This window comes from Actinomadura kijaniata (genome assembly GCF_014138665.1).
GTDB classification, from domain to species: domain Bacteria; phylum Actinomycetota; class Actinomycetes; order Streptosporangiales; family Streptosporangiaceae; genus Spirillospora; species Spirillospora kijaniata.
Map to the genome: position 1 here is coordinate 1 of NZ_JACJIA010000015.1, position 23,783 is coordinate 23,783.

22 protein-coding genes are annotated in these 23,783 nt (G+C 73.5%); 5 read left to right on the forward strand and 17 right to left on the reverse strand.

What is annotated here, in order from left to right:
* The first annotated feature begins 549 nt into the window (after positions 1-549).
* The gene (locus HNR61_RS38970) at positions 550-1,500 is read left to right on the forward strand and encodes an SMP-30/gluconolactonase/LRE family protein (RefSeq protein WP_312898310.1); all 951 of its coding nucleotides are present in this window, start codon (positions 550-552) and stop codon (positions 1,498-1,500) included.
* Positions 1,501-1,504: 4 nt separating this feature from the next.
* Entirely contained in the window at positions 1,505-1,864 is a 360-nt protein-coding gene (locus HNR61_RS38975) for a hypothetical protein (protein WP_182848181.1), read from the forward strand.
* A 281-nt stretch (positions 1,865-2,145) separates the two neighbouring features.
* Here HNR61_RS38975 and HNR61_RS38980 read toward each other — a convergent pair whose 3' ends face one another.
* The 14 genes from HNR61_RS38980 to argC all read right to left on the reverse strand — a co-directional run bounded on the left by HNR61_RS38980 (position 2,146) and on the right by argC (position 16,198).
* A complete protein-coding gene (locus tag HNR61_RS38980) occupies positions 2,146-3,138 on the reverse strand; it encodes a CU044_5270 family protein (RefSeq protein ID WP_182848182.1) in 993 nt (330 codons plus the stop codon).
* Entirely contained in the window at positions 3,135-3,479 is a 345-nt protein-coding gene (locus HNR61_RS47050) for an RNA polymerase sigma factor (protein WP_220510341.1), read from the reverse strand. The genes HNR61_RS38980 and HNR61_RS47050 overlap by 4 nt, the downstream gene beginning before the upstream one ends.
* Complete coding sequence (locus HNR61_RS47055; protein WP_220510342.1) at positions 3,476-3,697, reverse strand: RNA polymerase sigma factor; 222 nt, start codon at positions 3,695-3,697, stop codon at positions 3,476-3,478. Before HNR61_RS47055 ends, HNR61_RS47050 begins: the two co-directional genes overlap by 4 nt.
* 149 nt (positions 3,698-3,846) lie before the next feature.
* A complete protein-coding gene (locus HNR61_RS38990) occupies positions 3,847-6,081 on the reverse strand; it encodes a DUF4132 domain-containing protein (RefSeq protein WP_182848183.1) in 2,235 nt (744 codons plus the stop codon).
* A gap of 157 nt (positions 6,082-6,238) precedes the next feature.
* Positions 6,239-7,516, reverse strand: a complete 1,278-nt coding sequence (tyrS, locus tag HNR61_RS38995) for a tyrosine--tRNA ligase (RefSeq protein WP_182848184.1) — start codon at positions 7,514-7,516, stop codon at positions 6,239-6,241.
* A 118-nt stretch (positions 7,517-7,634) separates the two neighbouring features.
* Positions 7,635-8,027, reverse strand: a complete 393-nt coding sequence (locus tag HNR61_RS39000) for a hypothetical protein (protein WP_182848185.1) — start codon at positions 8,025-8,027, stop codon at positions 7,635-7,637.
* Positions 8,020-8,655, reverse strand: coding sequence for a DNA-3-methyladenine glycosylase (locus HNR61_RS39005; protein WP_182848186.1), 636 nt, complete (start codon positions 8,653-8,655; stop codon positions 8,020-8,022). The genes HNR61_RS39000 and HNR61_RS39005 overlap by 8 nt, the downstream gene beginning before the upstream one ends.
* 66 nt (positions 8,656-8,721) lie before the next feature.
* Positions 8,722-10,140 carry an argininosuccinate lyase gene (gene argH / locus HNR61_RS39010; RefSeq protein WP_182848187.1) on the reverse strand — a complete coding sequence of 473 codons (1,419 nt, stop codon included), beginning with the start codon at positions 10,138-10,140 and terminating at the stop codon, positions 8,722-8,724.
* A 122-nt stretch (positions 10,141-10,262) separates the two neighbouring features.
* Positions 10,263-10,781 (reverse strand): arginine repressor, encoded by a 519-nt coding sequence (locus HNR61_RS39015; RefSeq protein WP_067827749.1) that lies wholly within the window; start codon positions 10,779-10,781, stop codon positions 10,263-10,265.
* Between the two features lie 192 nt (positions 10,782-10,973).
* Complete coding sequence (argF, locus tag HNR61_RS39020; RefSeq protein ID WP_182848188.1) at positions 10,974-11,891, reverse strand: ornithine carbamoyltransferase; 918 nt, start codon at positions 11,889-11,891, stop codon at positions 10,974-10,976.
* Positions 11,891-13,093, reverse strand: coding sequence for an acetylornithine transaminase (locus HNR61_RS39025; RefSeq protein ID WP_182848189.1), 1,203 nt, complete (start codon positions 13,091-13,093; stop codon positions 11,891-11,893). The genes argF and HNR61_RS39025 overlap by 1 nt, the downstream gene beginning before the upstream one ends.
* Complete coding sequence (gene argB / locus HNR61_RS39030) at positions 13,090-13,992, reverse strand: acetylglutamate kinase (protein ID WP_182848368.1); 903 nt, start codon at positions 13,990-13,992, stop codon at positions 13,090-13,092. Before argB ends, HNR61_RS39025 begins: the two co-directional genes overlap by 4 nt.
* 23 nt (positions 13,993-14,015) lie before the next feature.
* Entirely contained in the window at positions 14,016-15,173 is a 1,158-nt protein-coding gene (argJ, locus tag HNR61_RS39035) for a bifunctional glutamate N-acetyltransferase/amino-acid acetyltransferase ArgJ (protein ID WP_182848190.1), read from the reverse strand.
* Positions 15,170-16,198, reverse strand: a complete 1,029-nt coding sequence (gene argC, locus HNR61_RS39040; RefSeq protein ID WP_182848191.1) for an N-acetyl-gamma-glutamyl-phosphate reductase — start codon at positions 16,196-16,198, stop codon at positions 15,170-15,172. Before argC ends, argJ begins: the two co-directional genes overlap by 4 nt.
* A 305-nt stretch (positions 16,199-16,503) precedes the next feature.
* On the opposite strand from argC, the gene HNR61_RS39045 reads away from it, so the two are divergent.
* From HNR61_RS39045 to HNR61_RS39055, 3 genes are all read left to right on the forward strand, one after another.
* Complete coding sequence (locus HNR61_RS39045; RefSeq protein ID WP_182848192.1) at positions 16,504-17,469, forward strand: ABC transporter ATP-binding protein; 966 nt, start codon at positions 16,504-16,506, stop codon at positions 17,467-17,469.
* Positions 17,466-18,326 (forward strand): ABC transporter permease, encoded by an 861-nt coding sequence (locus HNR61_RS39050; protein WP_182848193.1) that lies wholly within the window; start codon positions 17,466-17,468, stop codon positions 18,324-18,326. Before HNR61_RS39045 ends, HNR61_RS39050 begins: the two co-directional genes overlap by 4 nt.
* A gap of 79 nt (positions 18,327-18,405) precedes the next feature.
* On the forward strand, positions 18,406-19,635 hold the full coding sequence (locus tag HNR61_RS39055; RefSeq protein WP_182848194.1) for an alpha/beta hydrolase: 1,230 nt from the start codon (positions 18,406-18,408) through the stop codon (positions 19,633-19,635).
* 15 nt (positions 19,636-19,650) lie between these two features.
* On the opposite strand, the gene HNR61_RS39060 is transcribed toward HNR61_RS39055, so the two are convergent.
* The 3 genes from HNR61_RS39060 to HNR61_RS39070 all read right to left on the reverse strand — a co-directional run bounded on the left by HNR61_RS39060 (position 19,651) and on the right by HNR61_RS39070 (position 23,719).
* Positions 19,651-21,267 (reverse strand): ABC-F family ATP-binding cassette domain-containing protein, encoded by a 1,617-nt coding sequence (locus HNR61_RS39060; protein ID WP_182848195.1) that lies wholly within the window; start codon positions 21,265-21,267, stop codon positions 19,651-19,653.
* 635 nt (positions 21,268-21,902) lie between these two features.
* The gene (locus HNR61_RS39065) at positions 21,903-22,262 is read right to left on the reverse strand and encodes a nuclear transport factor 2 family protein (protein ID WP_182848196.1); all 360 of its coding nucleotides are present in this window, start codon (positions 22,260-22,262) and stop codon (positions 21,903-21,905) included.
* Entirely contained in the window at positions 22,259-23,719 is a 1,461-nt protein-coding gene (locus HNR61_RS39070; RefSeq protein WP_182848197.1) for an MFS transporter, read from the reverse strand. Before HNR61_RS39070 ends, HNR61_RS39065 begins: the two co-directional genes overlap by 4 nt.
* Positions 23,720-23,783: the final 64 nt, after the last annotated feature.

Below are 23,783 nucleotides of genomic sequence, written 5' to 3' on the forward strand. Positions count from 1 at the left end.
AGCCGGACGGGGCGATCAGGACCTTGCCTGATCGATAAAGGCACTGGCTTTTAACACGCTGTTGAGTTCTCAAGAAACGGACACCCACCGCGCTCGATCCGCTTACGCGTCTCTCGCCCCGGGGCAACCCTTCAAGCTTATCCGTTTCGTCCGGTTTGTCAACTTCCGGGCGATTCGGCCCCCGCGCAGCTCCGGGACGTGACGATGCCGTCTCGTTCGGGTCTGTGGAGGTTCCCCTGAGGTCGGCCGCCGATCGGCGTCCCGCTCCCTCGTGGGGCAGGAAGAACACTAGGTCGCTTCCGCAGGACCGTCAAATCGGCACTGTGGACGACATCATCGCAGGTCAGAGCCCTCTTTTGCACTCTGCGCTGGGCTTCTGGGGCCGCTGTGTGTCTTCACTGTGACGTGGATCTACCGAAACTTTCCCGTCGATCGCCCGTCGACGGCGCTTCGCATCGGTGTCCGGCCGTCTGGCGGGACCCGGTCACGGTCTTCCCCGGCGTTCCGGCTCTTGGGATCTTGGGAGGTACGAGAGAAAGGACCACCGTCGTGCCCCGAATCGGACTCGTCGCCCCGCTCGCCGTCCTCATGCTCGCCGCGGGTGCGCCGCCCGCGCAGGCGGCCCCCGCCGTCGCCTCGAAGCCGCGGGCCTTTCCCACGACCATCCCCTTGCCGAACGGGTTCCGCCCGGAGGGCATCGCCATCGGCCGGGCTCCTTACGCCTATGTCGGCTCGCTCGCCGACGGTGACGTCTACCGCGCCGATCTGCGCACCGGGCGCGGTTCCGTGATCAGCCAAGGGCCGGGCACCCCGACGGTGGGGATCAAGGTGGACCGGGCCGGACGCCTGTTCGCCGCCGGGGGCAGCGGTGGTGACGCCCGTGTGATCGACACCCGTACCGGGCGGATCGTCGCGACCTACCGGCTGGCCACCGGGACCACGTTCGTCAACGACGTGGTGCTCACCCGGGACGCGGCCTGGTTCACCGACTCCGCCGCTCCGCAGCCGGTCCTCTACCGGCTGCGTCTGGGGCGTCATGGCAGGCCGCCCGCCGCCGCGCGGCGGCTGCCCCTCAAGGGTGACCTGGTCTACAACCCCAACGGGCCGAACGCCAACGGCATCGTCCAGACGCCCGACCGCAGGGGCCTGCTCATCGTGCAGAGCAACAGCGGCAAGCTCTTCCGCGTCGATCCCCGGACGGGGGTGACCCGCACGGTGGATCTCGGCGGGGAGGCGCTGCCCAACGGTGACGGCATGCTCCTCCAGGGCAACACGCTCTACGTCGTGCAGAACCGCACCAACGCGGTGGCCGTGCTGAAGGTGAACGACGCGGGTACCTCCGCCCGTGTCGTCCGCCGCATCATCGACCCCCGGTTCGACGTGCCCACCACGGTGGCCGCGTACAAGGGCCGCCTCTACCTGCCCAACGCGCGCTTCACCACGACTCCCACGCCGACCACCCCCTACAACGTCGTCGCCGTCACGCCCCACCGGGACTGAACCCATGCGCAGAGCGTTCGCCCACGAGGCGGTCGTCGCCATGGATCCCGGCGAGGACATCCGGGCGCCGGGCGCGGCCGTCACGGTCGCGTTGTGCGGGCACTGGGAGCACCGGCCGCCCTGCCCGCTGGCCCCGCACCACACCGACGCGCGGCGTTCCGGAGCCCGGGTGCGGCTACGGGTGCTGTTCGCCAGCGAACCCGAGGCCGAGGCCGGTGTCCGCGCCCGCATCGAGCAGGCCCTGTCCGGGCCCGGTCTCACCGGACCGGACGGGGTGACCACGCGCTGGCGGCTGCTGAGCGCCCGGCCCAGCGCCGTCCGCGCCGGTGAGGCCGGGCACGCCGAACGGCTCGTCCGGGGATGAGCGGTCTTCGGGGTCCTCGGTCTCCGGGATCAGGGGCGCGCGACCTCCGCGTCCTCGATGCCACGATTGGCGTCGCCGACGTACGCGCCGCCCTGCCGGATGGTGCGGCGGTCAGCGGGGGCCGGCCTCGCTACTGCGAGTCCTGATCCGCTGGATCCGATCAAGAGGCGGCGTCCCTCCGGGCACGACGCGGCCCGTTCCGGCTGCTTCACGCTCCCTGGGGTCTTCGTGGACCGGCGGGAGCAGCCCGGCCGCGGTCGGGCTGCTCCCGGGGTGGCGTGTTACGGCTTGCCGGGGAGTTCACCGGCCTTGTTCACCACGCCGCGTTGGAGGACCGCGGTGGTAGCGGTGGTCATTCCCTTTCTGGCCGACTCGGTGTCCTGCACCATGTAGCCGCGTTCGCCCAGGTAGGTCAGTGTCCTCCTGTCGAAGATCCATTCGCTGCGCTCGCCGTGGGCGACCAGCGCGACGGCCACGCCGTGCCGGCCCGCCGCGTCGACCGAGTCGGGCACCACGCGCACGCCGGGGATCTTGGCGGCGGCACGGTAGATGGCGGCGGCGAGCTTGGGCGGCAGGATCTGCTCGGTCAGGAGCTCGCCGAGCTCTTGGAAGGCCGCGGCGTTCCGGGCGGCCGGGGTGGCGGTCTTGCCGGACTTGGGGATCTTCGCGTAGATACCGGCCAGCAGGGCGCCCGGCTCGGTCGGCAGGGCGGCGAGCTTGCGGTAGGTCAGATCCTGCTCCCTGCCGACCAGCACCACCGCCTTGCCCTTCCCGCCCGCCTCCCGGAGCAGGCCGCGCCTCCCGGGGCTCTGCGGCAGCCAGATCTCCCGCTCCCGCAGTCGCTGCGGAACCCGCGGCCCGTCGTCCGTCTGGGTGGTCCACGCGACCTTGCTCTTGATGTAGACGAACTGGTCCTTGCGCACGGGCAGGGCGGGCTGGTGCCCGGCGGCCAGCGAGATGCGGTCCAGCAGCACGGCGGCGCTGTTCTGGTCGCCGGGCTTGGCCGCGGGCGGGGACGGGATGTCACCGCCGCGCGGGACGGCGAACAGGCCCGCCGCCACCGCCGCAGCGGCCAGCGGGACCGCCAGCAGCGCGAACCGGCGGCGCTTCGGGCGGGGCGGGGCGGTCGCGGGCTCTTGGATCTGCAGCATCAGGTGCTCCTTGAGGAGATGGTGCCGGCCGGCGGAGAGCTCAGGGTCGCCCGGGGGCGGCAGGAGCCGCACGAGCTCGGCGAGCTCGCCGGGTTCGGGTCCGCGCCGTGGGGTGCCGTTCATGAGTGCCTCTCCTGCTTCGACCGGACCGCGTTCGCGCGGTCGTCACCAACGAGCTGTCCGCCGCCGGACGGGGGTTCCCGTTCGGCGGCGGTGAGTTTGCGCAGCCGGGTGCGGGCTCGCGACAACCGCGAGCGCACGGTGCCTTCCGGAACGCCGAGCGCCTCGGCGGCCTCGGCGTAGTTCAGGCCCGCCCACACGCAGAGCGTGAACACCTCGCGTTCGGCCTTGCGCAGCCGGCCGAGCGCGACGCGCGCGGCGGCCAGCTCCTCGGCGTCGGCGAGACGGCCCACGAGTTCGTCGGAGAAGTCCGGCACCATGTCCCGGCCGGGCATCCGCTTCATCGCCGCCTCGTGCCGCCTCGTGCCGCCTCGTGCCGCCGCGCGGACCGGGCCGCGTTGCGCAGGACGTTGGTCGCGATACCCAGCAGCCAGGGCCGCAGCGACTCGCCCTCCGGCCGGATCCTCGCCCGCAGGCGCCACGCCTCCAGGAAGGTGAGCGACACGATGTCCTCGGCCGTCGCCCAGTCCCCGGTGACCCGGACCGCGTAGCGGTACACCACCCGTGCGTGCTCATCGAAAAGGTCCCCGAACGCGGCGGGGTCACCTGCCCGTATCCGGGCTCGCGCTGACAACTCCACATCCCGCCCTGTCCGGCGGCCCCGCCGGGTTCCCTGTGACCCAGGTCACGGAGGCGAACGCCGGAAGGTGGTCAGGGGGCGGCCTGTGGGCCGGCCGCGGGCTCGATGAGGCTGGTGAGGTCGGTGAGGATCTCGGAGAGGACGGCGGGGTCGAGTTCGCTGAACGGATGCAGCACGCCGGAGCCCAGGCCCGTCCACAGGGTCACCCGGACGGTCCGCTGCTCGGCGTGCTCGCCGGGGGCGGAGACCCGGATGCCGGGGTCGAGGAAGACCATCACGTGCCGGCCGTGGGGGCCGGCCGTCCGCGTCACCTGGCGCCGGAAGCCGCTGTACTCCTTGCCGCGGAGTTCCCAGCCGCGCCGCGTGAGGGCGAGGACCCGGCCGAAGTCCGTGGCGCGCCCCTCGAACCTCGCCAGCTCCGCCAGGCCGTGCTCCTCCTCGGCGAGCGTGTGCGTCGGGCGGGCGAGCTGGAGGAACGGCTGCTGGATCTCGTAGTCGGCGAAGATCTGCCTCCAGGGTCGGAGGGCCTCCTCGCCGAGGGTGATCGGGTGCGGCAGGCAGACGGTGGCGTCGTCGGGAAGGGTGAGCGCCGCGTCGTCGACGCCGGCGAGGGTGCGGTCCTCGGCGACGCGGAAGGTGGTGGTCCGCTCGTCCGTGGTGGCGCTCCAGACCAGACGGCGGACGATGTGCCACAGCAGCGGGTGGGCGACGAAGACGTCACGGAACTCCCCGGCGGTCCAGGTCCGCCCGGTGATCATGGCGTCCTCCAGCCGTGTGAGCTGTTCGGTGGTGGCGGTCCTGACCTCCTTCCTGAGCTCGGCGAACCGCCGGTGGGCGGCCGGGGCCAGCGTGGCGTCGTCCCTGACGCCGGGCTTGGGCAGGGTCTTGCGGCGCTTGCCGGACTCGTCGATCACGAAGGGCATGAGCCGCTCGTCGAAGCCCACCGTGAACCGGCGCGGTCCGTAGTCGAGGACCGTGGTCCCGCCGGCGTCCAGTCCGAGACCGGGAACGAGCCGGTCGATGAGCTGCTCGACGGTCAGCCCGCGCTCGCCGGCGATGCGGCCCAGCAGGTACCTCGCGTGCCATCGGGTCCGCTCCCGGTCCCGTGCCGTGGTGGAGAGCCGGTGCAGATGCCGAAGCGCGCCGTCGGTCCCGAGCCGGGCGAACAGTTCCAGGGCGGTCGTCCCGTCCCGGTCCCCGACGTACGACTTGTTCCAGGCCGCCACGACCGGGGCGAGCCGGTCGGCGGTCCGGTCGTCGCCCCAGGAGAGCAGCGCGTACCGCACCCCGTCGGAGGCCCAGTGCCTGGCGCCCCGTTCGGCGGTGTAGAGCGCCCAGGCCAGCTCGGCGAGCGAGGCGGGGTCGAGGAGTTCCTCCACCTGTCGCAGGCCCGGGTACGGTTCCCTGACGCTGGAGGCGCACACCATCGCCACGAGGTTCCGGGTCGCCGTCGCGGGAAGCGCGAGCCGTCCCCCGCGCAGCAGGACCTGTGGCAGCAGCTCCGTGTCCGCCCACGCGGGGACCTCGGGCGGCGGACCGGAGTGGGGGTTCAGCGCGCCGATCGCCGCCACCGCCTCCTCGCCGTAGGGCCGGGCGGCCTCGACGACCGTCTCCTCGCCGTGCACCCTGATGACGAAACGCAGGGCCTCCTCGGCGTGCCGGCGCCGGGGACCGGGCTCGCCCAGGGCGTGCGGCACGGCCAGCCGGGCGGCCTCCCGCCCGTGCCTGCGGAACCATGCCTTCGCCGGGGCCTCCTCCCGCATGGCCCGGTCGGCGATTCTGTCGATCATGATCTGGGCGACCTCGGGGCCGAGGAAGGGCGGCGACAGGTCGGGGGCGGTGCGCTCCATGAGGCGCAGCGCCACCGGACCGGCCGCTTGCCCGTGCCGGGCCACCGCGCCCCGCAGGACGTGCTGACCGGCGAATGTGCTCAGTGCCTTCCAGTAACGCTCGTCCGCCAGCAGCCGCTCCCCGTACTCGGGCGGCGCCTGCATGAGCAGGCCCGCGGCCCGTTCCAGGAGACGATCCCCCTCCAGCGACAGTGCCTCGCCACTGGCGAAGGTCTCGGCCACCTCGTCCCAGTCGGTGTCGTCCGGCAGGGGCTCGACCCGCTTCCAGCCGTAGGGCTCCTTCAGCCACTTCTCCTGCTCGCCCGGTGCCCAGACGAGGGTGACGGGTTCCCGGGGCGCCGCGAGCCCGAGGACGACCGGCTCGGTGTCGGGCCAGGTCCACGGCGGGTTCACCAGCGGGGAGGGCAGGGCGCTGCCGGGAGCGTCCTTGACGCGGGAGGGAAGGGGCTGCGCCATCGCGGTCGGTCCTCCAGATGGTCGGGGCGGCGGGTCCTGGGGGTTTCGACTCGGCGCGGCAGATGATCGTTCCGGTCGGGTCCGGTGAGGAGGGCGCCCCGGACGCGAGGACGCCCGCCCGGAGCGGTCCGGGCGGGCGTCCTCGGGGTCTGCGGGGTCAGGGGCGGGTGACCTCCACGCCCCCGATGTTGCGCTTGCCGCGGCGCAGCACCAGGAAGCGGCCGTGCAGCAGGTCCCCGGCCGCCGGGACGGCGTCCTCGGACTCGACCTTGGCGTTGTTGACGTACGCGCCGCCCTGCTGGATGGTGCGGCGGGCCTCGGACTTGCTCTTGCACAGGCCCGACGCGGCCAGCAGGTCCGCCACCGGCGGCAGCTCGCCGGGGGCGACCTTCGCGCGCGGGACCTCGGCGAGCGCCGCCTGGAGGGTGCGCTCGTCGAGGTCGCGCAGCTCGCCCTGGCCGAACAGGGCCTTGGAGGCCGCGATGGCGCGGGCGGTCTCGTCGGCGCCGTGCACCAGGGTGGTGACCTCCTCGGCCAGCGCGCGCTGGGCGACGCGGGCGGCGGGGCGTTCCTGGCCCTGCTTGAGCAGGTCCTCGATCTCCTCGCGGGGACGGAAGGAGAAGACCTTCAGCAGCTTCTCCACGTCCCGGTCGTCCGCGTTGATCCAGAACTGGAAGAACGCGTACGGCGAGGTCATCTCGGGGTCGAGCCAGTAGGTCTCGCCACCGGCGGTCTTGCCGAACTTGGTGCCGTCGGCCTTGGTGAGCAGCGGCGTGGTCAGCGCGTGCGCCGCGGCGCCCTCGACGCGGCGGATCAGGTCCACCCCGGCGGTCAGGTTGCCCCACTGGTCGCTGCCGCCGGTCTGGAGGCGGCAGCCGTGGCGGCGGTACAGCTCCAGGTAGTCCATGGACTGGAGCAGCACGTAGCTGAACTCGGTGTAGCTCATCCCGGTCGTGTCGAGCCGGTTCCTGACGGTGTCGCGGGCCAGCATCCTGTTGACCGGGAAGTGCTTGCCGATGTCGCGCAGGAACTCGATGGCCGTCATGGGGCCGGTCCAGTCGAGGTTGCTGACCATGGTCGCGCCGGTCGGGCCGTCGTTGAAGTCCAGGAACCTCGACACCTGGCCGCGGATGCGCTCCACCCAGCCCGCGACGGTCTCCTCGGAGTTCAGCACGCGCTCGGCGCTCTTGCCGCTGGGGTCGCCGATCAGGCCGGTGGCCCCGCCGACCAGGCCGAGCGGGCGGTGGCCCGCCTGCTGGAAGCGGCGCAGGGTGAAGATCTGGATCAGGTTGCCCAGGTGCAGGGACGGCGCCGTCGGGTCGAAGCCGCAATAGAGGGTGACCGGCCCCGCGGCGAGCAACGCCCGCAGTTCGTCCAGGTCAGTGGACTGCGCGATCTGGTCGCGCCACGCGAGATCATCCAGGATGTCGGTCACGTTCTCCCTCGTCTCCGGCTTGCTCTGCGGTACGTCCACCAGGGTGCCCGATGGACCACCGATCACGGTAACGGGTTTCGGGGGCGGGGCGCTGGTCAGGGAGCGGTTTCGCGGCGGGTCACCTGCCGCCGAGGAACTTCCCGGCGGGGACGCGCACCTCGTGCCCGGTGGTGAAGCGGACCCGGACGCCGTCGTGCCGCCAGTCGGCGGAGGCGATGCGGGGCCGCTCGCCGTGGCCGAGCCCGCCGATCGTGATGCTGTGCCCGTAGGTGGGCTCGGGGCCGCGGGCGATCCACAGTTCGTAGGGGCGGTCGCGGCGCAGCAGCCAGGTCTCGACGCGGACGACCGAGGCGCTGTAGCGGGCCCTGCCGGGGTAGGTCGGCGCGGGCTGGTAGGCCGTGCTGACCACGCCGGTGCGGCGGAGCTGCCCGTCCACGCCGACCAGGGTGAACGCGCCCAGGGCCCCGACCGCGAGCCCGGCGGCCAGGAAGAGGGGCCGGTGGTCAGCCATCGGCCTTGGCGGCGCGCTTGCGGGGGACGTGGAGCCGGTAGGGGGAGACGGTGGGGTCGCCGTCGATCCAGAAGCGCCAGGGGGTGTCCTTGGCGGCGTTGACGCCGGTGCGGGGGCCGGTGCGGATGGCGGCCGGGTCGGCGGGGGCGCCCCGGTGGACGCGCAGGGACGAGTCCGGGACGCAGACGTCCAGGCCGTTCTGGTCGCGGGCGACGCCGAGGGACTGGCACAGGCGGGCCGGGCCGCGGGCCAGGTCGCGGACGGTGGAGCGGGGGCGGCGTTCCCGCGCCAGCCCCTCCCCCTCGATGATCTCCCCGGCGCGCAGCAGGACGGCCGAGGCGGTGCCGTCGGGGCCGCAGACCAGGTTCATGCAGTAGTGCATGCCGTAGGTGAAGTACACGTAGGCGTGGCCGGGCGGGCCCCACATGACGTCGTTGCGGGCGGTGCGGCCACGGTAGGAGTGGGAGGCCGGGTCGAGGGGGCCGGCGTAGGCCTCCACCTCGGTCAGGCGGACGGCGACCTCGCCGTCGGGGGTGGCGTGGAGGAGGACGTGGCCGAGGAGGGCGGGGGCGACCTCCTCCACGGGCGCGTCGAAGAAGTCGCGGGGCAGCAGGGGTGTGTCGGTCATCGCCTCGTTGGTGGGTCGTTCCCGGCCGGACCGGTCACACGGTACCGGTCCGGCCGGGGACGCGCGTCAGTGGCCGTTCCCGGCCGCCCAGGCGGCGTGCTCGTTGACCTGGGCGCGCAGCGTCTCGATCTGCTCGCGGACGCGGTCGGGGGCGGTGCCGCCGAACGCCTTGCGGGAGGCCAGCGCGCCGGGGACGTTCAGGATCTCGCGGACGTCGGGGGTCAGGTGCGGGGACACCTTGGCCAGCTCGTCGTCGGTGAGGTCGTCGAAGTCCTTGTCGTTGACCTGGCACCACACGACGAGGTGGCCGACGATCTCGTGGGCGTCGCGGAACGCCACGCCGCGCCGCACCAGCAGCTCGGCCAGGTCGGTGGCCAGGGCGAAGCCCTGCGGGGCCAGCTCCTCCATGCGCTCGCGGTTGACGCGCATGGTGGCGATCAGGCCGGACATGGCGGGCAGGACGAGCAGGAGGGTGTCGACGGCGTCGAACGCGCCCTCCTTGTCCTCCTGGAGGTCGCGGTTGTAGGTGAGCGGCAGGCCCTTGAGGGTGGTGAGCAGGCCGACCAGGTGGCCGATGAGGCGGCCGGCCTTGCCGCGCGCCAGCTCGGCGACGTCGGGGTTCTTCTTCTGCGGCATGATCGACGACCCCGTGGCGTAGGTGTCGTCCATCTCGATCCAGTTGAACTCCTGCGACGCCCACAGGATGACCTCCTCGCCCAGGCGGGAGAGGTGGACGCCGATCAGGGCGGCGGCGAACAGGAACTCGGCGACGAAGTCGCGGTCGGCGACGGCGTCCATGGAGTTGGGCGCGGCGGAGTCGAAGCCGAGCTCGGCGGCGGTGGCCTGGGGGTCCAGCGGCAGCGACGACCCGGCGAGGGCGCCCGAGCCCAGCGGCGAGACGGCGGCGCGCCGGTCCCAGTCGCGCAGGCGGGCGATGTCGCGGGTGAGCGGCTGGACGTGCGCGAGCAGCTGGTGGGAGAACAGCACCGGCTGGGCGTGCTGGAGGTGGGTCATGCCGGGCGCGGCGACGCCCATGTTGTGCTCGGCCTGCGCGATGAGGGCGGTCTCCAGCTCCACCAGCCGCGACACGATCTGGCGGGCGTGGTCGCGCAGGTACAGGCGCAGGTCGGTGGCGACCTGGTCGTTGCGGCTGCGGCCGGCGCGGAGCTTGCCGCCGAGCGCGCCCAGGCGCTCCAGCAGGCCGCGTTCCAGGGCGGTGTGGACGTCCTCGTCGGCGACGGCCGGGCGGAACTCGCCGGACCGGCACGCCTCCTCCAGGTCGTCGAGGGCGCCGATCATGCGGTCGAGCTCGTCGTCGGTGAGCAGCCCGGCGCGGTTGAGGACGCGGGCGTGCGCGCGCGAGCCCATCAGGTCGTAGGGGGCGAGCCGCCAGTCGAACTGGACGCTCACCGACAGCCGCGCGAGCGCGTCCGACGGGCCGCCTTCGAACCGGCCGCCCCACAGCCGCGTCGGTGCCTTGGTCACAGGAATCCTCTTCTTTCCACCGCGTTGTGAGTACGTTCTTACCCCGCACGGATACACCCCGTGCGGCGGGTCCGCCAAACCGCGTGGCGGGATCGCGTGTCAGGGACCGGCCGGATCGCCGGTCACTGGCTTCGCCGTTCGCGGCCGGTGGTCAGGCGCAGCAGCGCCTGGGCCACCTCCTCCCCGCCCCGCGGGTCGCGGGAGATGACCAGGATCGAGTCGTCGCCGGCGACGGTGCCGAGGATGGTGGGCCACTCGGCGTGGTCGATGGCCGAGGCGAGGTACTGCGCGGCCCCGGGCGGGGTGCGCACGATGACCAGGTTGGCCGACGCCTCCGCCGAGACCAGCAGTTCGGCGGCCAGCCGGGTGAGGCGGCCGTCGAAGGTCTCGGCGGCGCCGGTGCGGGCGCGCCTGATGCGTTCGCCGCCCTCACCGGGCACGGCGTAGATCAGGCTGCCGTCGTCGGCGCGCAGCTTCACCGCGCCGATCTCCACCAGGTCCCGGGACAGGGTGGCCTGGGTGACCTCGACGCCCTCGTCCAGCAGGAGCTTGGCCAGCTCGCCCTGGGAGTGGACGGGGTGCCGGGTCAGCAGCTCGATCACCCGGGCCTGCCGGGCCGCCTTGGTCATCGGAGTGGTCATGGCGCCGCCTGGTCTGGACTGAGGAGCGTCAAGATCGGGAGCTCGCGAGCGATCTTGTAAGCGACGAGGGAAGACCCGGCGTCAAAGCGCCAGGGCCGGCCGCGCGGAGGCGCGGCAATGGGCAGGGTCATGGCGCCGCCCGGTCTGGACCGAGGAGCGTCAAGATCGGGAGCTTGCGAGCGAACGAGCAGGTCATGCCGGGTTCTCCAACAGCCAGGTGAGCAGGGCCTTCTGGGCGTGCAGGCGGTTCTCCGCCTCGTCCCAGACGCGGCTGCGCGGGCCGTCCAGGACGTTCGCGGCGATCTCCTTGCCCCGGTAGGCGGGCAGGCAGTGCAGGACGATCGCGTCGGGGGCGGCCAGCGCGAGCAGCGCCTCGTCCACAGCGTAGGGCTCGTAGAGCGAGGTGTCCTTGCCCTCCTGCCCCATCGACACCCACGTGTCGGTGGCGAGGACGTCGGCTCCGGCGGCGGCGTGCTTGGCGTCGGCGGTGACCAGGACCGACCCGCCGGTGGCGGCGGCGATCTCGGTGGCGCGGGCGACGACGGCCGGGTCGGGCGGCAGGGACTCGGGGGCGGCGACGCGGACGTGCATCCCGGCGGTGGCGCAGCCCAGCAGGTAGGAGTGGGCCATGTTGTTGGCGCCGTCGCCGAAGTAGGCGAGGGTGGCGCCGGCCAGGTCGCCGCGGTGCTCCCTGACGGTCTGCAGGTCGGCGAGGATCTGGCAGGGGTGGAACCGGTCGGTGAGGGCGTTGACGACCGGGACGGCGGTGCCCTCCGCCATCTCCTCGATGCGCTCCTGCCCGGTGGTGCGCCACACGATGGCGCTGACCTGGCGTTCCAGGACGCGCGCGGTGTCGGCGACGGTCTCGCCGCGGCCGAGCTGGCTGGTGCCGGAGTCCAGGACCAGGGCGTGGCCGCCGAGTTCGGCGATGCCGACGGCGAACGAGATCCGGGTGCGGGTGGAGGGCTTGTCGAACAGCACCGCGACCGTCCTCGGGCCGTCCAGGGGGCGGCGGGCGAACCGGTCGGCCTTCATGGCGGCGGCCAGGTCCAGGACCTCGGCCTGCTCGGCGGGGGTGAGGTCGTCGTCGCGGAGGAAGTGCCGGACCATCAGCTGCGGTTCTCCTTCTGGGCGGCGTCGAGGACGCCGGGCAGGGCGTCGACGAACAGGCGGGCCTGTCCGGCGGTGAGGATCAGCGGCGGGGCGATCCGGATCGCGTCGGGCTGGACGGCGTTGACGAGGAACCCGGCGGCGCGGGCGGCGCTCTCGACGGCGGCCGACCTCTCGGCGGTCAGGACCAGGGCGCGCCACAGGCCTCGGCCCCGGATGCCCTTCAGGAGCGGGTGGTCGATGGCGGCGACGCCGTTGGCGAGGATCTCGCCGACGGACTGGGCGTTGGCGAGCAGGTCGTCCTTCTCGACGGTGGTCAGCACGGCGAGCGCGGCGGCGGCGGCGATCGGGTTGCCGCCGAAGGTGCTGCCGTGGTCGCCCTTGGCGAAGGTGTCGGCGTGCTCGCCGAACGCCAGGCACGCGCCGACCGGCAGCCCGCCGCCCAGGCCCTTGGCGAGGGTGAGGACGTCGGGGCGGGCGCCCTCGTGCTGGAAGGCGAACCAGGCGCCGGTCCGGCCGATGCCCGACTGGATCTCGTCGCCGACCAGCAGCGCGCCGGTGGCGTCGCAGATCCGGCGGGCGGCGGCGAAGTAGCCCTCCGGGGGCGGGACCACGCCGGCCTCGCCCTGGGTGGGTTCCAGGAACACCGCGACGCAGTCGCCGGTGACGGCCTTCTCCAGCGCGTCGGCGTCGCCGTAGGGCACGAACCGCACGTCGAGGGCGAACGGCCCGAACGGCTCGCGGATCGACTCCTTGCCGGTGAGCGACAGCGCGCCCATGCTGCGGCCGTGGAAGCCGTTGCGGGTGGCCACGAAGTAGGAGCGGCCGGTCCGCCTGCCGTACTTGATGGCCAGCTTGAGGGCGCACTCGTTGGCCTCGGTGCCGCTGCTGGTGAGGAACGCCTTGCCGTCGCCGCCCGCCAGGTCCAGCAGCCTCTCGGCGAGCCGGATCTCCGGTTCGTGCAGGAACAGGTTGGAGGTGTGGGCGAGGGCGGCGGCCTGGGCCGACACGGCCTCCACCAGGGCGGGGTGGCCGTGGCCGAGGGAGGAGACGGCGATGCCCGCGATCAGGTCGAGGTAGGCGTTGCCGTCGGCGTCCCAGACCTTCACCCCCTCCCCCCGGGCCAGGGCCAGCGGCGGGACGCCGTAGTTGGGCATGAACGCGGCCTGGTACCGCGCCCGGAGTTCGTCGTTTCGGCTCATGAGTGGGGCGCTCCAGCGGGGGCGGGCAGGACCATCGTTCCGATGCCCTCGTCAGTGAAGATCTCCAGCAGCAGGGAGTGCGGGACGCGGCCGTCCAGCACGTGCGCCTGCGGGACGCCGCCGCGGACCGCGTGCAGGCAGGCCTCCATCTTGGGGACCATGCCCGACGTCAGGTCCGGCAGCAGCGCGGCCAGCTCGTCGGTGGTGAGGTGGTCGATGACGTCGTCGCTGTCGGGCCAGTCGGCGTACAGGCCCTCCACGTCGGTGAGGACCACCAGCTTCTGGGCGTCCAGCGCGACGGCGAGGGCGGCGGCGGCGGTGTCGGCGTTGACGTTGTAGACCTCGCCGTCGTCGCCGCGCGCCACCGACGACACCACGGGGATGCGGCCGTCGTCCAGCAGCGCGCGGACCGCGCCGACCTGCACCTCGACGATCTCGCCGACCTGGCCGATGTCGACGGGGGCGCCGTCGACGATGGCGGGCTTGCGCTCGGCGGTGAACAGGTTGGCGTCCTCGCCGGACATGCCGACCGCGAACGGCCCGTGCCGGTTGATGAGGCCGACCACGTCCCGCTGGACCTGGCCGACCAGCACCATCCGCACGACCTCCATCGCCTCGGGCGTGGTGACGCGCAGCCCGGCGGTGAAGCTGGACTCGATCCCGGCCCGGTCGAGCGCGGCGTTGATCTGCGGGCCGCCGCCGTGCACGATCACCGGCTTCAGCCCGGCGTAGCGCAGGAACACCACGTCCTCGGCGAACTGGGCGCGCAGTTCCGGGTCGGCCATGGCGTGGCCGCCGTACTTGATGACGACGGTCGTGCCGTGGAAGCGCTCCAGCCAGGGCAGCGCCTTGATGAGGGTCTCGGCCTTGTCCATCACCCCGGCGCGGTTCTTGCGCATCCGGGCGTTCGAGATGGTCTCGCTCATGTGCTGTACGCCGAGTTCTCGTGGACGTAGTCCGCGGTCAGGTCGGTGGTCCAGACGGTCGCGCTGTGGGGGCCCGCCGACAGGTCGACGGTGATGGACACGTCGCGCGGGCGCAGGTCCACCTTGTCGCGGTCGTCGCCGAACGAGCCGTCGCGGCACACCCACACGCCGTTGATGGCGACGTTGATCTGGTCGGGTTCGAAGACCGCGTCGGTGGTGCCGACCGCCGACAGCACCCGGCCCCAGTTGGGGTCCTCGCCGTGGATGGCGCACTTGAGCAGGCTGTTGCGGGCGATCTCGCGGCCGACCACGACGGCGTCGCGTTCGCTGGCGGCGCCGATCACCTCGATGGCGATGGCCTTGGACGCGCCCTCGGCGTCCACCAGCAGCTGGCGGGTGAGGTCGTGGCAGACCTCGGTGAGCAGCCGGGTGAACTCCTCCTCCTCGGGGGTGATGCCAGTCGCGCCCGAGGCCAGCAGCAGGACGGTGTCGTTGGTGGACAGGCAGCCGTCGGCGTCCAGGCGGTCGAACGACACGCCGGTGGCGGCGCGCAGCGCCCGGTCCAGGGCCTGCGCGGGCAGGTCGGCGTCGGTGGTGAGGACGCAGAGCATGGTCGCCAGGGACGGGGCGAGCATGCCCGCGCCCTTGGCCATGCCGCCGATCATGTAGCCGTGCTCGCTCTGCCGGAACGCGATCTTGGCGACGGTGTCGGTGGTGCGGATCGCGTCGGCGGCGGCCAGGCCCCCGTCGCCGCGGGTGAGCTCGTTCGCGGCGGCGTCGACGCCGGGCAGCAGCCGGTCCATCGGCAGCCGTTCGCCGATCAGGCCGGTGGAGCACACCGCGACCTCCCCGGCGGAGGTGTCCAGGACCGCGGCGACCCGCTCGGCGGTGGCGTGGGTGTCCTGGAACCCGGCGGGCCCGGTGCAGGCGTTCGCGCCGCCGGAGTTCAGCACGACGGCGTGCAGGCGGCCGCCCGTGAGGACCTGCTGCGACCACAGCACCGGCGCGGCCTTCACGCGGTTGGTGGTGAAGACCCCGGCGGCCGCGCGGGAGGGCCCGTCGTTGACGACCAGGGCCAGGTCGCGGGCTCCGCTGTCCTTCAGTCCGGCGACGACGCCGGCGGCACGGAACCCCTGGGGGGCGGTGACGCTCACGGGGCAACTCCGATCGTGGTGAGGCCGAGCTGTTCGGGCAGGCCGAGGGCGAGGTTGGCGCTCTGCACCGCGCCGCCCCCGGTGCCCTTGGTGAGGTTGTCGATGGCGATGACGGCGACGACGCGTCCGGCGTCCTCGTCCAGGGCGACCTGGACGAGCGCGGTGTTCGCGCCGAGGGTCATGGAGGTGGCGGGCCACCGTCCCTCGGGCAGCAGGCCCACGAACGGCTCGCCGTCGTAGGCGGCGGTGTAGGCGTCGCGCAGCGCGGCGGCGGTCAGGCCCGGCGCGGCCTTGGCGGTGCAGGTGGCCAGGATGCCGCGGCTCATCGGCGCGAGCGTCGGGGTGAACGAGACGGTGACCGGCTCTCCGGCGACGGCGCTGAGGTTCTGGATCATCTCGGGGGTGTGGCGGTGGACGCCGCCGACGCCGTAGGCGCTGACCGAGCCCATGACCTCGCTGCCCAGCAGGTGCGGCTTGAGGGCGCGGCCCGCGCCGGAGGTGCCGGAGGCGGCGACCACGACGACGTCGCTGCCGACGATCCCGGCGGCGAACGCGGGGAACAGCGCGAGCGTCACGGCGGTCGGGTAGCAGCCGGGGACGGCGATCCTCCCGGCTCCGGCGAGCGCCTCGCGCTGGCCCGGCAGCTCGGGCAGGCCGTAGGGCCAGGTCCCGGCGTGCGGGGAGCCGTAGAACCGCTCCCAGTCGGCGGCGTTCCGCAGCCGGAAGTCCGCGCCGCAGTCCACGACCAGCACGTCGTCGCCGAGTTGCTCGGCGATCGGGCCGGACTGCCCGTGCGGCAGGGCCAGGAAGACCGCGTCGTGGCCGGCGAGGGTGTCGGGGGTGGTCTCCTCCAGCACGCGGTCGGCCAGGGATCGCAGGTGCGGTTGGTGCGTTCCCAGCTCGGTGCCCGCGTTGGAGCCCGCCGTCAGCGTCCCGATCTCGAACTCTGGATGGCCGGCGAGGATGCGCAGCACCTCGCCGCCCGCGTACCCGCTGGCGCCGGCCACGGCGACCCGGATTCCCATGCTCTGCCCGCCCTTTCTGGAGGTGAGCAAGAGTATGCACGACACTGCATGAACATGCAATACGGGCGCCCGTCACTCTCACCATACGGACAAGCCTCCCTACCGTCCGCTATTTAGGCCTCTAAAGATTTGACACCTAAAAATCAGGGGGTTAAGAAGGTGGGCATGGTGATCGTGCGACGGCCGCGTCCATACTCCGAAGACCCCCGCCTCGCGGCCGGCCGCGACGGTCCGCCGACCGAGGCCGCCTCCCGCCGGGACGGCGGCTCCCCCCGATCCGGTCTCCCTCCGGAAGGAGCCGGCGCATGACGCCACCCTCCCCCGGGCCCGCCATCCGCACGGTGGGCCTGCGCAAGACCTACTCCAGCCCGCGCGGCGACGTGCGCGCCGTCCGCGGCGTCGACCTCGAGGTCGCCCCCGGCGAGTTCTTCGGGCTGCTCGGCCCCAACGGCGCGGGCAAGTCCACGACCATCGGCATGCTCACCACGCTGGTCGTCCCGACCGGCGGGACCGCCGAGGTGTGCGGCTTCGACGTCGTGCGGCGGCCCGTCGAGGTCAAGCGGCGCATCGGCATGGTGTCGCAGAACAACACCCTCGACAACGACCTCAGCGCGTTCGAGAACCTGGAGTTCCGCGGGCGCTACTTCGGCCTGTCGGCCAGGGACGCGCGGCGGCGCGCCGACCAGCTGCTGGAGATGTTCAATCTCACCGACCGCCGCAAGGGCAAGCCGCTGGAGATGTCGGGCGGCCAGGCCAAACGCCTGATGATCTGCCGGGCGCTGGTGCACCGGCCCGAGGTGCTGTTCCTGGACGAGCCCACCGCCGGGCTCGACCCGCAGACCCGCGTCAACCTGTGGGAGGTGCTGCGCGGCCTGCAACGCGAGGGGCAGACGATCCTGCTCACCACCCACTACATGGAGGAGGCCGAGGCCCTGTGCGACCGGGTCGCGGTCGTCGACCACGGCGAGGTCCTCGCCGAGGGCACCGTCGCGGGCCTGACCGAGACCGCCGGGGCCGACACCGTCATCACCGTCGTCTACGACGGCCCGGTCCCCGCCGCCGTCAGGACGCTGCGCGACCGTGACGGCGTCGGGAAGGTCGAGGTCAACGGCGCGCAGGTGCGGGTGTTCGCCCACTCCCCCGACGGGCTGCTCGGCGAGCTGGTCGCCGCCGGGTCGGCCGCCGGGATCGGCGTCACCGACGCCTCCCAGCTCCGGCCCAGCCTGGAGACCGTCTTCCTCACCCTCACCGGACGGGAGTACCGCGAATGAGCGCCGTTTCCCCCACCGACACCTCCGCCCTGGCCGCGCCGCCCGCGCGGCCGACGCTGGCCCGCACGTTCTGGGCGATGATGGCCCGCGAGGTGCGGGTGATGCGCAAGAACTTCGTGTCCACCTTCACCCGCGTCATCGCCCAGCCGCTGCTGTTCGTGTTCGTGTTCGCCTACGTGCTGCCGAAGATCGGCACCGGTGGCGCGATGTTCGCCCAGCAGGGGGGCGGGCCGACGTTCTCCACCATCCTGGTGCCCGGCATGGTCGCCTCCTCGATCGTCATGCAGGGCATCATGGCGGCGATCTTCCCGCTGATGATGGAGCTGACCTGGCAGCGCTCCATCACCGACCGGGCGCTGGCCCCGGTGCCGGTCCCGCTGCTGGGCGTGCAGAAGATCATCGCGGCGGCGACCCAGGCGTTCGTCGCCGGGCTGCTGGTGTTCCCGGCGGTGCTGTTCATCCACGCCGAGGGCCAGGGACCGAGCGTGCACATCGACAACTGGCCGCTGTTCCTGCTGATGATGGTCACCGGCTCGCTGCTGTCGGGGGCGGGCGGGCTGCTGCTCGGCACGCTCATCGACCCGCAGAAGTCGCAGGTGCTGTTCACGGTCGTCCTGCTGCCGATGACGATGCTCGGGTGCGTCTACTACCCGTGGGCCGCCATGGACGGCATCCGCTGGCTCCAGATCGCCACCCTCGCCAACCCGATGGTGTACCTGAGCGAGGGGCTGCGCGCGGCGCTGACCCCGCAGGTCGAGCACATGCCGTTCTGGGCGTACGGATCGGTGCTGGTGCTGGGCACGGCCGTGGTGGTCTGGTGGGCGACGCGGACGTTCACCAAGCGGGTCCTCACCTGACGGGGTGTCGCCAGGCCCACCCCGTGGGCGGTGTCCAGGCCCATGGGAGCGAGCGCGGCCGGTTCCTAGCGTCGAGGGCATGAAGCCCTCCACACCGGCCGCGCTCCTGGGCGCGGGTCTCCTCCTGCCCTTCGCGCCCTCCCCGGCCTCCGCGCCGCCCGCCGCCGCGCCGCCCGCCGCCGCGTCCCCCGCGCGCGGCGCGGTGGTGTCCTCCGAACGGGTCGCGCGCATGAACGCCGACCAGGTACGCGCCTACCTCGCGCGCGCCCACCCCGCCTTCGCCTCCCCGCTCCCCCGCCACGCGGTGGACGTCCACCGCGTCGTCCACCGCACCGTCGACCACCGGGGGCGGCCCACGACCGCCAGCGGGGTGGTCGCGCTGCCCGCCGGGCGCGGCGGGGTCCGGCCCGTCAGCTACGGGCACGGCACCCACGCCGCCCGCCACATCGCCGGGTCCGTCGCCGAGGACGGGCAGGGCCGGGTAGCGGCCGTCTACTTCGCCGGGGCCGGGTACGCGGGCGTCGCGTCCGACTACCTGGGGCTCGGCCGGGGACCGGGGTTCCATCCCTACGGGCACGCGGCGTCGGAGGCGAGCGCGTCGCTGGACATGCTGCGGGCCGCACGCGCGGTGGCCGCCGCACGCGGGCGGACGCTGGACCGGCGGGTGCTGGTCACCGGGTTCTCGCAGGGCGGGCACGCCGCGATGGCGCTGGGCCGGGAACTCCAGCGCGGGACCGACCCGTACCTGCGGCTGAGCGCGCTGGCCCCGATCAGCGGGCCGTTCGACCTGCGGCGCGTGCAGATCCCCGAGGCGCTCCGGGAGGACACGCGGCTGAACGGGCGGGCGTCCGCCTTCTACACCGCCTACCTCACGGTGACCTGGAAACGGATGTACCGGCTGTACCGGTCGCCGTCGGAGGTGTTCCGGGCCCCCTACGACCGGACCGTGGAAGGGCTGTTCGACGGACGCGGGGACTTCGAGGAGATCGCCCCGCACCTGCCCGCCCGGCCGGCGGACCTGCTCACGCCCGGCTACCTGGCCAGGCTGCGCGAACCCGGCGGGGTGCTGCTGACGGCGATGCGGGCCACCGACGGGACCTGCTCGTGGCGGCCGCGCGTGCCGGTGCGGCTGATCGGCGCGTCCGGGGACGAGCAGGTCCCGTTCGGCAACACCGGCTCCTGCGCGCGGGACCTGCGGAAACGGGGCGCCGAGCCGGCCGTCGTGGACTACGGCCGGGCGACCGACCACTTCGGGACCGCGTTCCGCGGCCTGCCCGACGCCCTGCGATGGTTCCGCTCCCTGCGCTAGCCGCCACGGCGCCGGTCACATCGGTTCCACCTCCGTCAGCCCGGTCCGCCGGTCGACGCGCAGCCAGCGGGTGATCCCCAGGGTGCGCAGGAACGGCAGGTCGTGGCTGACCACGACCAGCGCCCCCCGGTAGGCGTCCAGCGCCTGGGACAGCTGCCGGACGCTGGCCATGTCGAGGTTGTTGGTCGGCTCGTCCAGCATCAGCAGCCGCGGGGCGGGCTCGGCCAGCAGCAGCGACGCCAGCACCGCGCGGAACCGCTCCCCTCCCGACAGCGTCCCGGCGGGCCGGTCGGCGCGGTCGCCCCGGAACAGGAAGCGGGCCAGCCCGGCGCGGACCGCGTTCACCGACGCCGCCGGGGCCTGGGCGCGCACGTTGTCCACGACGCTGCGGGCGTCGTCGAGCACGTCGAGGCGCTGGGGCAGGTAGCGGACTCCGTCCACGCCCCGCCTCACCGCCACCCCCTCGGGCGCGGCCGGCCCCGCGAACGCGCGCAGCAGCGTGGTCTTGCCCGCGCCGTTCGGCCCGACCAGCGCGATCCGTTCCGGCCCCCGGACGACCAGCTCCGCCAGGGTGCCGGGCTCGGGCTCGGGCGCGGTCAGCCCGGTGACGGTGAGGACGGTGCGGCCCGCCGGGACCTCGGTGGCGGGCAGCTCGATCCGGATCGCGGCGTCCTCGCGGACCGCCTCCTCGGCCTCGGTCAGGCGTTCACGGGCGCCGGCGAGCCGTTCCTCGTGCAGGAGGCGGTGCTTGCCCGCCGAGACCTGCGCGGCGCGCTTGCGGGCGCCGACGAGGATCTTCGGCAGGCTTCCGCTCTCGCCCACCTTGTCGCCGTAGCGGGCCCGCCGGGCCAGCTTCGCCCGGGCCTCCTCCAGCTCGCGCTTCTGCTTGCGCAGGTCGGCTCCGGCGGTGCGGACGGCCTGCTCGGCGGCCCGCCGCTCCACCTCCAGCAGCTCCCGGTAGGCCGACAGGTTGCCGCCGAACACGCGGACGCCGCCCTCGCGCAGGTCGGCGATCTCGTCCACGCGGTCCAGCAGCTCCCGGTCGTGGCTGACGACGACCAGCACCCCGGTCCAGGAGTCGACCGCCTCGTACAGGCGGCGGCGCGCGTCCAGGTCCAGGTTGTTGGTCGGCTCGTCCAGCAGCAGCACGTCGGGGCGGGCCAGCAGCAGCGCGGCCAGCCCGACCATGGTGGTCTCGCCGCCCGACAGCGTCGCCACGGTGCGGTCCAGGTCCAGGTGGCGCAGGCCGAGGCGGTCGAGCCCGGCGCGGGCGCGCTCCTCCACGTCCCAGTCGTCGCCGACGGCGGTGAAGTTCTCCTCGGTGGCCTCACCGCGTTCGATGGCGTGCAGCGCGGCGCGGGCCTCGCTGATGCCGAGCAGGTCGGCGACGGTGCGGGCGGTGCCGAGCGGGAGGTCCTGCGGCAGGTGGCCGACGCTCCCGGCGACGTCGACCGAGCCCGACGCGGGACTCAGCTCCCCCGCGATCAGCTTCAGGAGCGTGGACTTGCCCGCCCCGTTGGCACCGACCAGGCCGGTGCGGCCGGTGCCGAACGCGGCGTTCAGCCCCTCCAGCACGAGCGTGCCGTCCGGCCAGCCGAAGGTGAGGTCGGAACAGACGACGGCGAAAGACATGGGCGGCCTCCATGATGGTTCGGGACTTGCGGGAACACATGGAGACACCGCGGAACGCGTAGCGCGTCCGGAAGGCATGGGAAAGCCCGGTGAACGAGAGTCCACTGAGGTTCGAGGATGCGCGAGCCGAAAGCGGCTACGGCGCGGTGTCTCGACCTCAGATCTCCAAGGGACTCCCCTACCGGGCGGCGATGTGACCCGGCCACTCTACCTCCGGCCGCTAACGCAACGCAAGGAGCGATTAGCGGGCCAGGTCGCGGATGCCGACGGCGACGCGGGGTGGCGGGGCGGACTCGCCGGTCGACGCGAACCAGTCCCACAGCTCCAGGGTGCGGTAGAGCCGGTAGAGGCGCAGCCGCTCGCACCCGTCGGCGTGCCCACCGATCCGCGCACACCTTCACGATCACCGCGTGCGGGGGTCCGTCGCAGCGCGCCTCGAACACCGCGCTCAACCGCCCTCCGGTGCGGGGGACGACCTCGTTCACGGTGGCCTCGGGCCAGGCCCGTTCCAGGGCCGTGCGGGCGCGGGAGGGTGGGGACATGCCCGCCGCGCCAGGCACGGTCACGCCGGAAGTTCTCCGGTTTTCACGGGGGTGCCCCCGCGCGCGGCGGCGCGGGGGCACGTGCCGGGTGTTCTAGAAGAAGCCGACGACGCGGCGCAGCCGCCCGTCCGCCGCGATCTCGGCGGCGTCGTAGCCGGTGGCGGCCGGTTCCGCGCCGGGCGCGCCGAGCCGCCAGGTGAACAGCACGTGGCCGTGGTGCGCGCCGAGCACCTCGCCCAGCTCGAAGCGCAGGTCACCGAACCGCTCCTGCGCCCGGTCGATCGCCTCCGACAGCGCGGCGTGGCCTTGCAGGCCCTCGTAGTCGGGGTCGCTGTAGACGGAGTCCCCGGTGAGGGCGGCCTCCATCGCGGCGGCGCGGCGGGCGGCGTCCCGCTCGTTCCAGATCTCGATGTAGCGACGGACGACGGCGGTGGTCTCGGTGGTGACGGTCATGACGCGATCTCCTCGGGAACGGAGGTGGACGGAGTGGACGGAAGGGGTTCGGGTGCGGGGTCGCCGGGGCGGGGCAGCAGCAGGGCCACCAGCGCTCCGGCGGCGGTGAGGGCGGCGGCGGCCCAGCCCGCGGCGCGCAGCCCGTCCAGGACGTCGGCGACCGGACGCGACGCGCCCGCGTCCACGGCCAGGCCCGCGTTGGCGACCGCCACGAACAGGGCCAGGAACAGCGCGCCACCGATCTCCTTGGCGGTGGTCGCCAGGCCGGAGGCGACGCCCTGCTCGGCCGGGGCGATGCCGGAGCCCGCCGCCACGAACAGCGCGACGAACGCGACGCCGCCGGACACGCCCCACACGACGCTGCCGGGCAGCAGCGCCCAGAACGGGCCGTCGGCCGACATCCCGGCGGTGAGCGCGGCGAGCCCGGCGGCCGTGCCGAGCATGCCCGCCGCCAGCGTGGCGCGGTGCCCCCACCGGCCGACCATCGCGGGGGCGACCCACAGCGCCGCCACCATGCACACCAGGGTCAGCGGCAGGAACGCCAGACCGGCCTTCAGCGCGCCGTAGCCGAGGACCGGCTGGAGGTGGTTGGTCAGCACGTAGTAGCCGCCGCCGAGCGTTCCCATGAACACCGCGATCACCACCATGGTCGTGACGAGCCCCCGGTCGCGCAGCAGGCGCGGCGGCACCAGCGGGTCCCGGGTCCGCGTCTCCACGACCGCCAGCGCCGCCAGCAGCAGCGCCCCGGCGGTCAGCGCCCCGGCCGCGCGCGCCGACCCCCATCCGGCCTCCGGGCCGCTGACCAGCCCGAACACCAGGAGCGTCGCGCCCGCGGTGGCCAGCAGCGCGCCGGGCAGGTCGAAGGAGGCGCCGCCCGCCGGGCGGGTCGGGTCGGCGGGCAGCAGGCGCGGCGCGGCCAGCACGGCGAGCAGGGCCAGCGGGACGTTGACGAAGAACACCCACTGCCAGCCGAGGTAGCCGGTGAGCACGCCGCCCAGCAGCGATCCGGCGGCCAGGCCCGCGCTGCCCGCCATGCCCCAGGCGCCCATGGCCCGGTTGCGCTGCGGGCCCTCGGCGAAGCCCCGGTAGATCAGCGCCAGCGTCGCCGGGGTGAGCAGCGCGCCGCCGACGCCCTGCACGGCGCGGGCCGCCACCAGCGGGCCGGGCGAGGTGGCCAGGCCGCCCGCCAGCGAGGCGACGCCGTAGAGGGCCAGGCCGAGCACGAACATCCGGCGCGCGCCGAGCCGGTCCACGGCCCGGCCGCCGAACAGCAGCAGCCCGCCGAGGCCGACGGCGTAGGCGCTGACCACCCACTGCACCGACTGGGCGCTGAAGCCGAGCGCCGACCCGAGATCGGGCAGCGCCACGTACACGATGTTGTAGTCCAAAGCCACGATGAGCTGCGTGAACGCCAGCAGGGCCAGCCTCGGCCCGGCGCGTCCGGAGGGGGATTGCACAGCGAAAATCTCCTGTACGGCAGACAATTACTACACGGCGTTCAGAGTTGCCACGCCGAACAGT

Bases quoted from the DNA above. Each gene is read 5' to 3' on its own strand.
- argC (WP_182848191.1), bottom strand. From the start codon at position 16,198: ATGGGAATCCGGGTCGCCGTGGCCGGCGCCAGCGGGTACGCGGGCGGC.
- HNR61_RS39015 (WP_067827749.1), bottom strand. From the start codon at position 10,781: ATGACCACTCCGATGACCAAGGCGGCCCGGCAGGCCCGGGTGATCGAG.
- HNR61_RS39045 (WP_182848192.1), top strand. From the start codon at position 16,504: ATGACGCCACCCTCCCCCGGGCCCGCCATCCGCACGGTGGGCCTGCGC.
- HNR61_RS38975 (WP_182848181.1), top strand. From the start codon at position 1,505: ATGCGCAGAGCGTTCGCCCACGAGGCGGTCGTCGCCATGGATCCCGGC.
- HNR61_RS39025 (WP_182848189.1), bottom strand. From the start codon at position 13,093: ATGAGCCGAAACGACGAACTCCGGGCGCGGTACCAGGCCGCGTTCATG.
- HNR61_RS39005 (WP_182848186.1), bottom strand. From the start codon at position 8,655: ATGACCGACACACCCCTGCTGCCCCGCGACTTCTTCGACGCGCCCGTG.
- HNR61_RS39060 (WP_182848195.1), bottom strand. From the start codon at position 21,267: ATGTCTTTCGCCGTCGTCTGTTCCGACCTCACCTTCGGCTGGCCGGAC.
- HNR61_RS38990 (WP_182848183.1), bottom strand. From the start codon at position 6,081: ATGGCGCAGCCCCTTCCCTCCCGCGTCAAGGACGCTCCCGGCAGCGCC.
- HNR61_RS39065 (WP_182848196.1), bottom strand. From the start codon at position 22,262: ATGACCGTCACCACCGAGACCACCGCCGTCGTCCGTCGCTACATCGAG.
- HNR61_RS39000 (WP_182848185.1), bottom strand. From the start codon at position 8,027: ATGGCTGACCACCGGCCCCTCTTCCTGGCCGCCGGGCTCGCGGTCGGG.
- argB (WP_182848368.1), bottom strand. From the start codon at position 13,992: ATGCGCAAGAACCGCGCCGGGGTGATGGACAAGGCCGAGACCCTCATC.
- HNR61_RS39055 (WP_182848194.1), top strand. From the start codon at position 18,406: ATGAAGCCCTCCACACCGGCCGCGCTCCTGGGCGCGGGTCTCCTCCTG.
- HNR61_RS47050 (WP_220510341.1), bottom strand. From the start codon at position 3,479: ATGAAGCGGATGCCCGGCCGGGACATGGTGCCGGACTTCTCCGACGAA.
- HNR61_RS38980 (WP_182848182.1), bottom strand. From the start codon at position 3,138: ATGAACGGCACCCCACGGCGCGGACCCGAACCCGGCGAGCTCGCCGAG.
- argF (WP_182848188.1), bottom strand. From the start codon at position 11,891: ATGGTCCGGCACTTCCTCCGCGACGACGACCTCACCCCCGCCGAGCAG.
- HNR61_RS39050 (WP_182848193.1), top strand. From the start codon at position 17,466: ATGAGCGCCGTTTCCCCCACCGACACCTCCGCCCTGGCCGCGCCGCCC.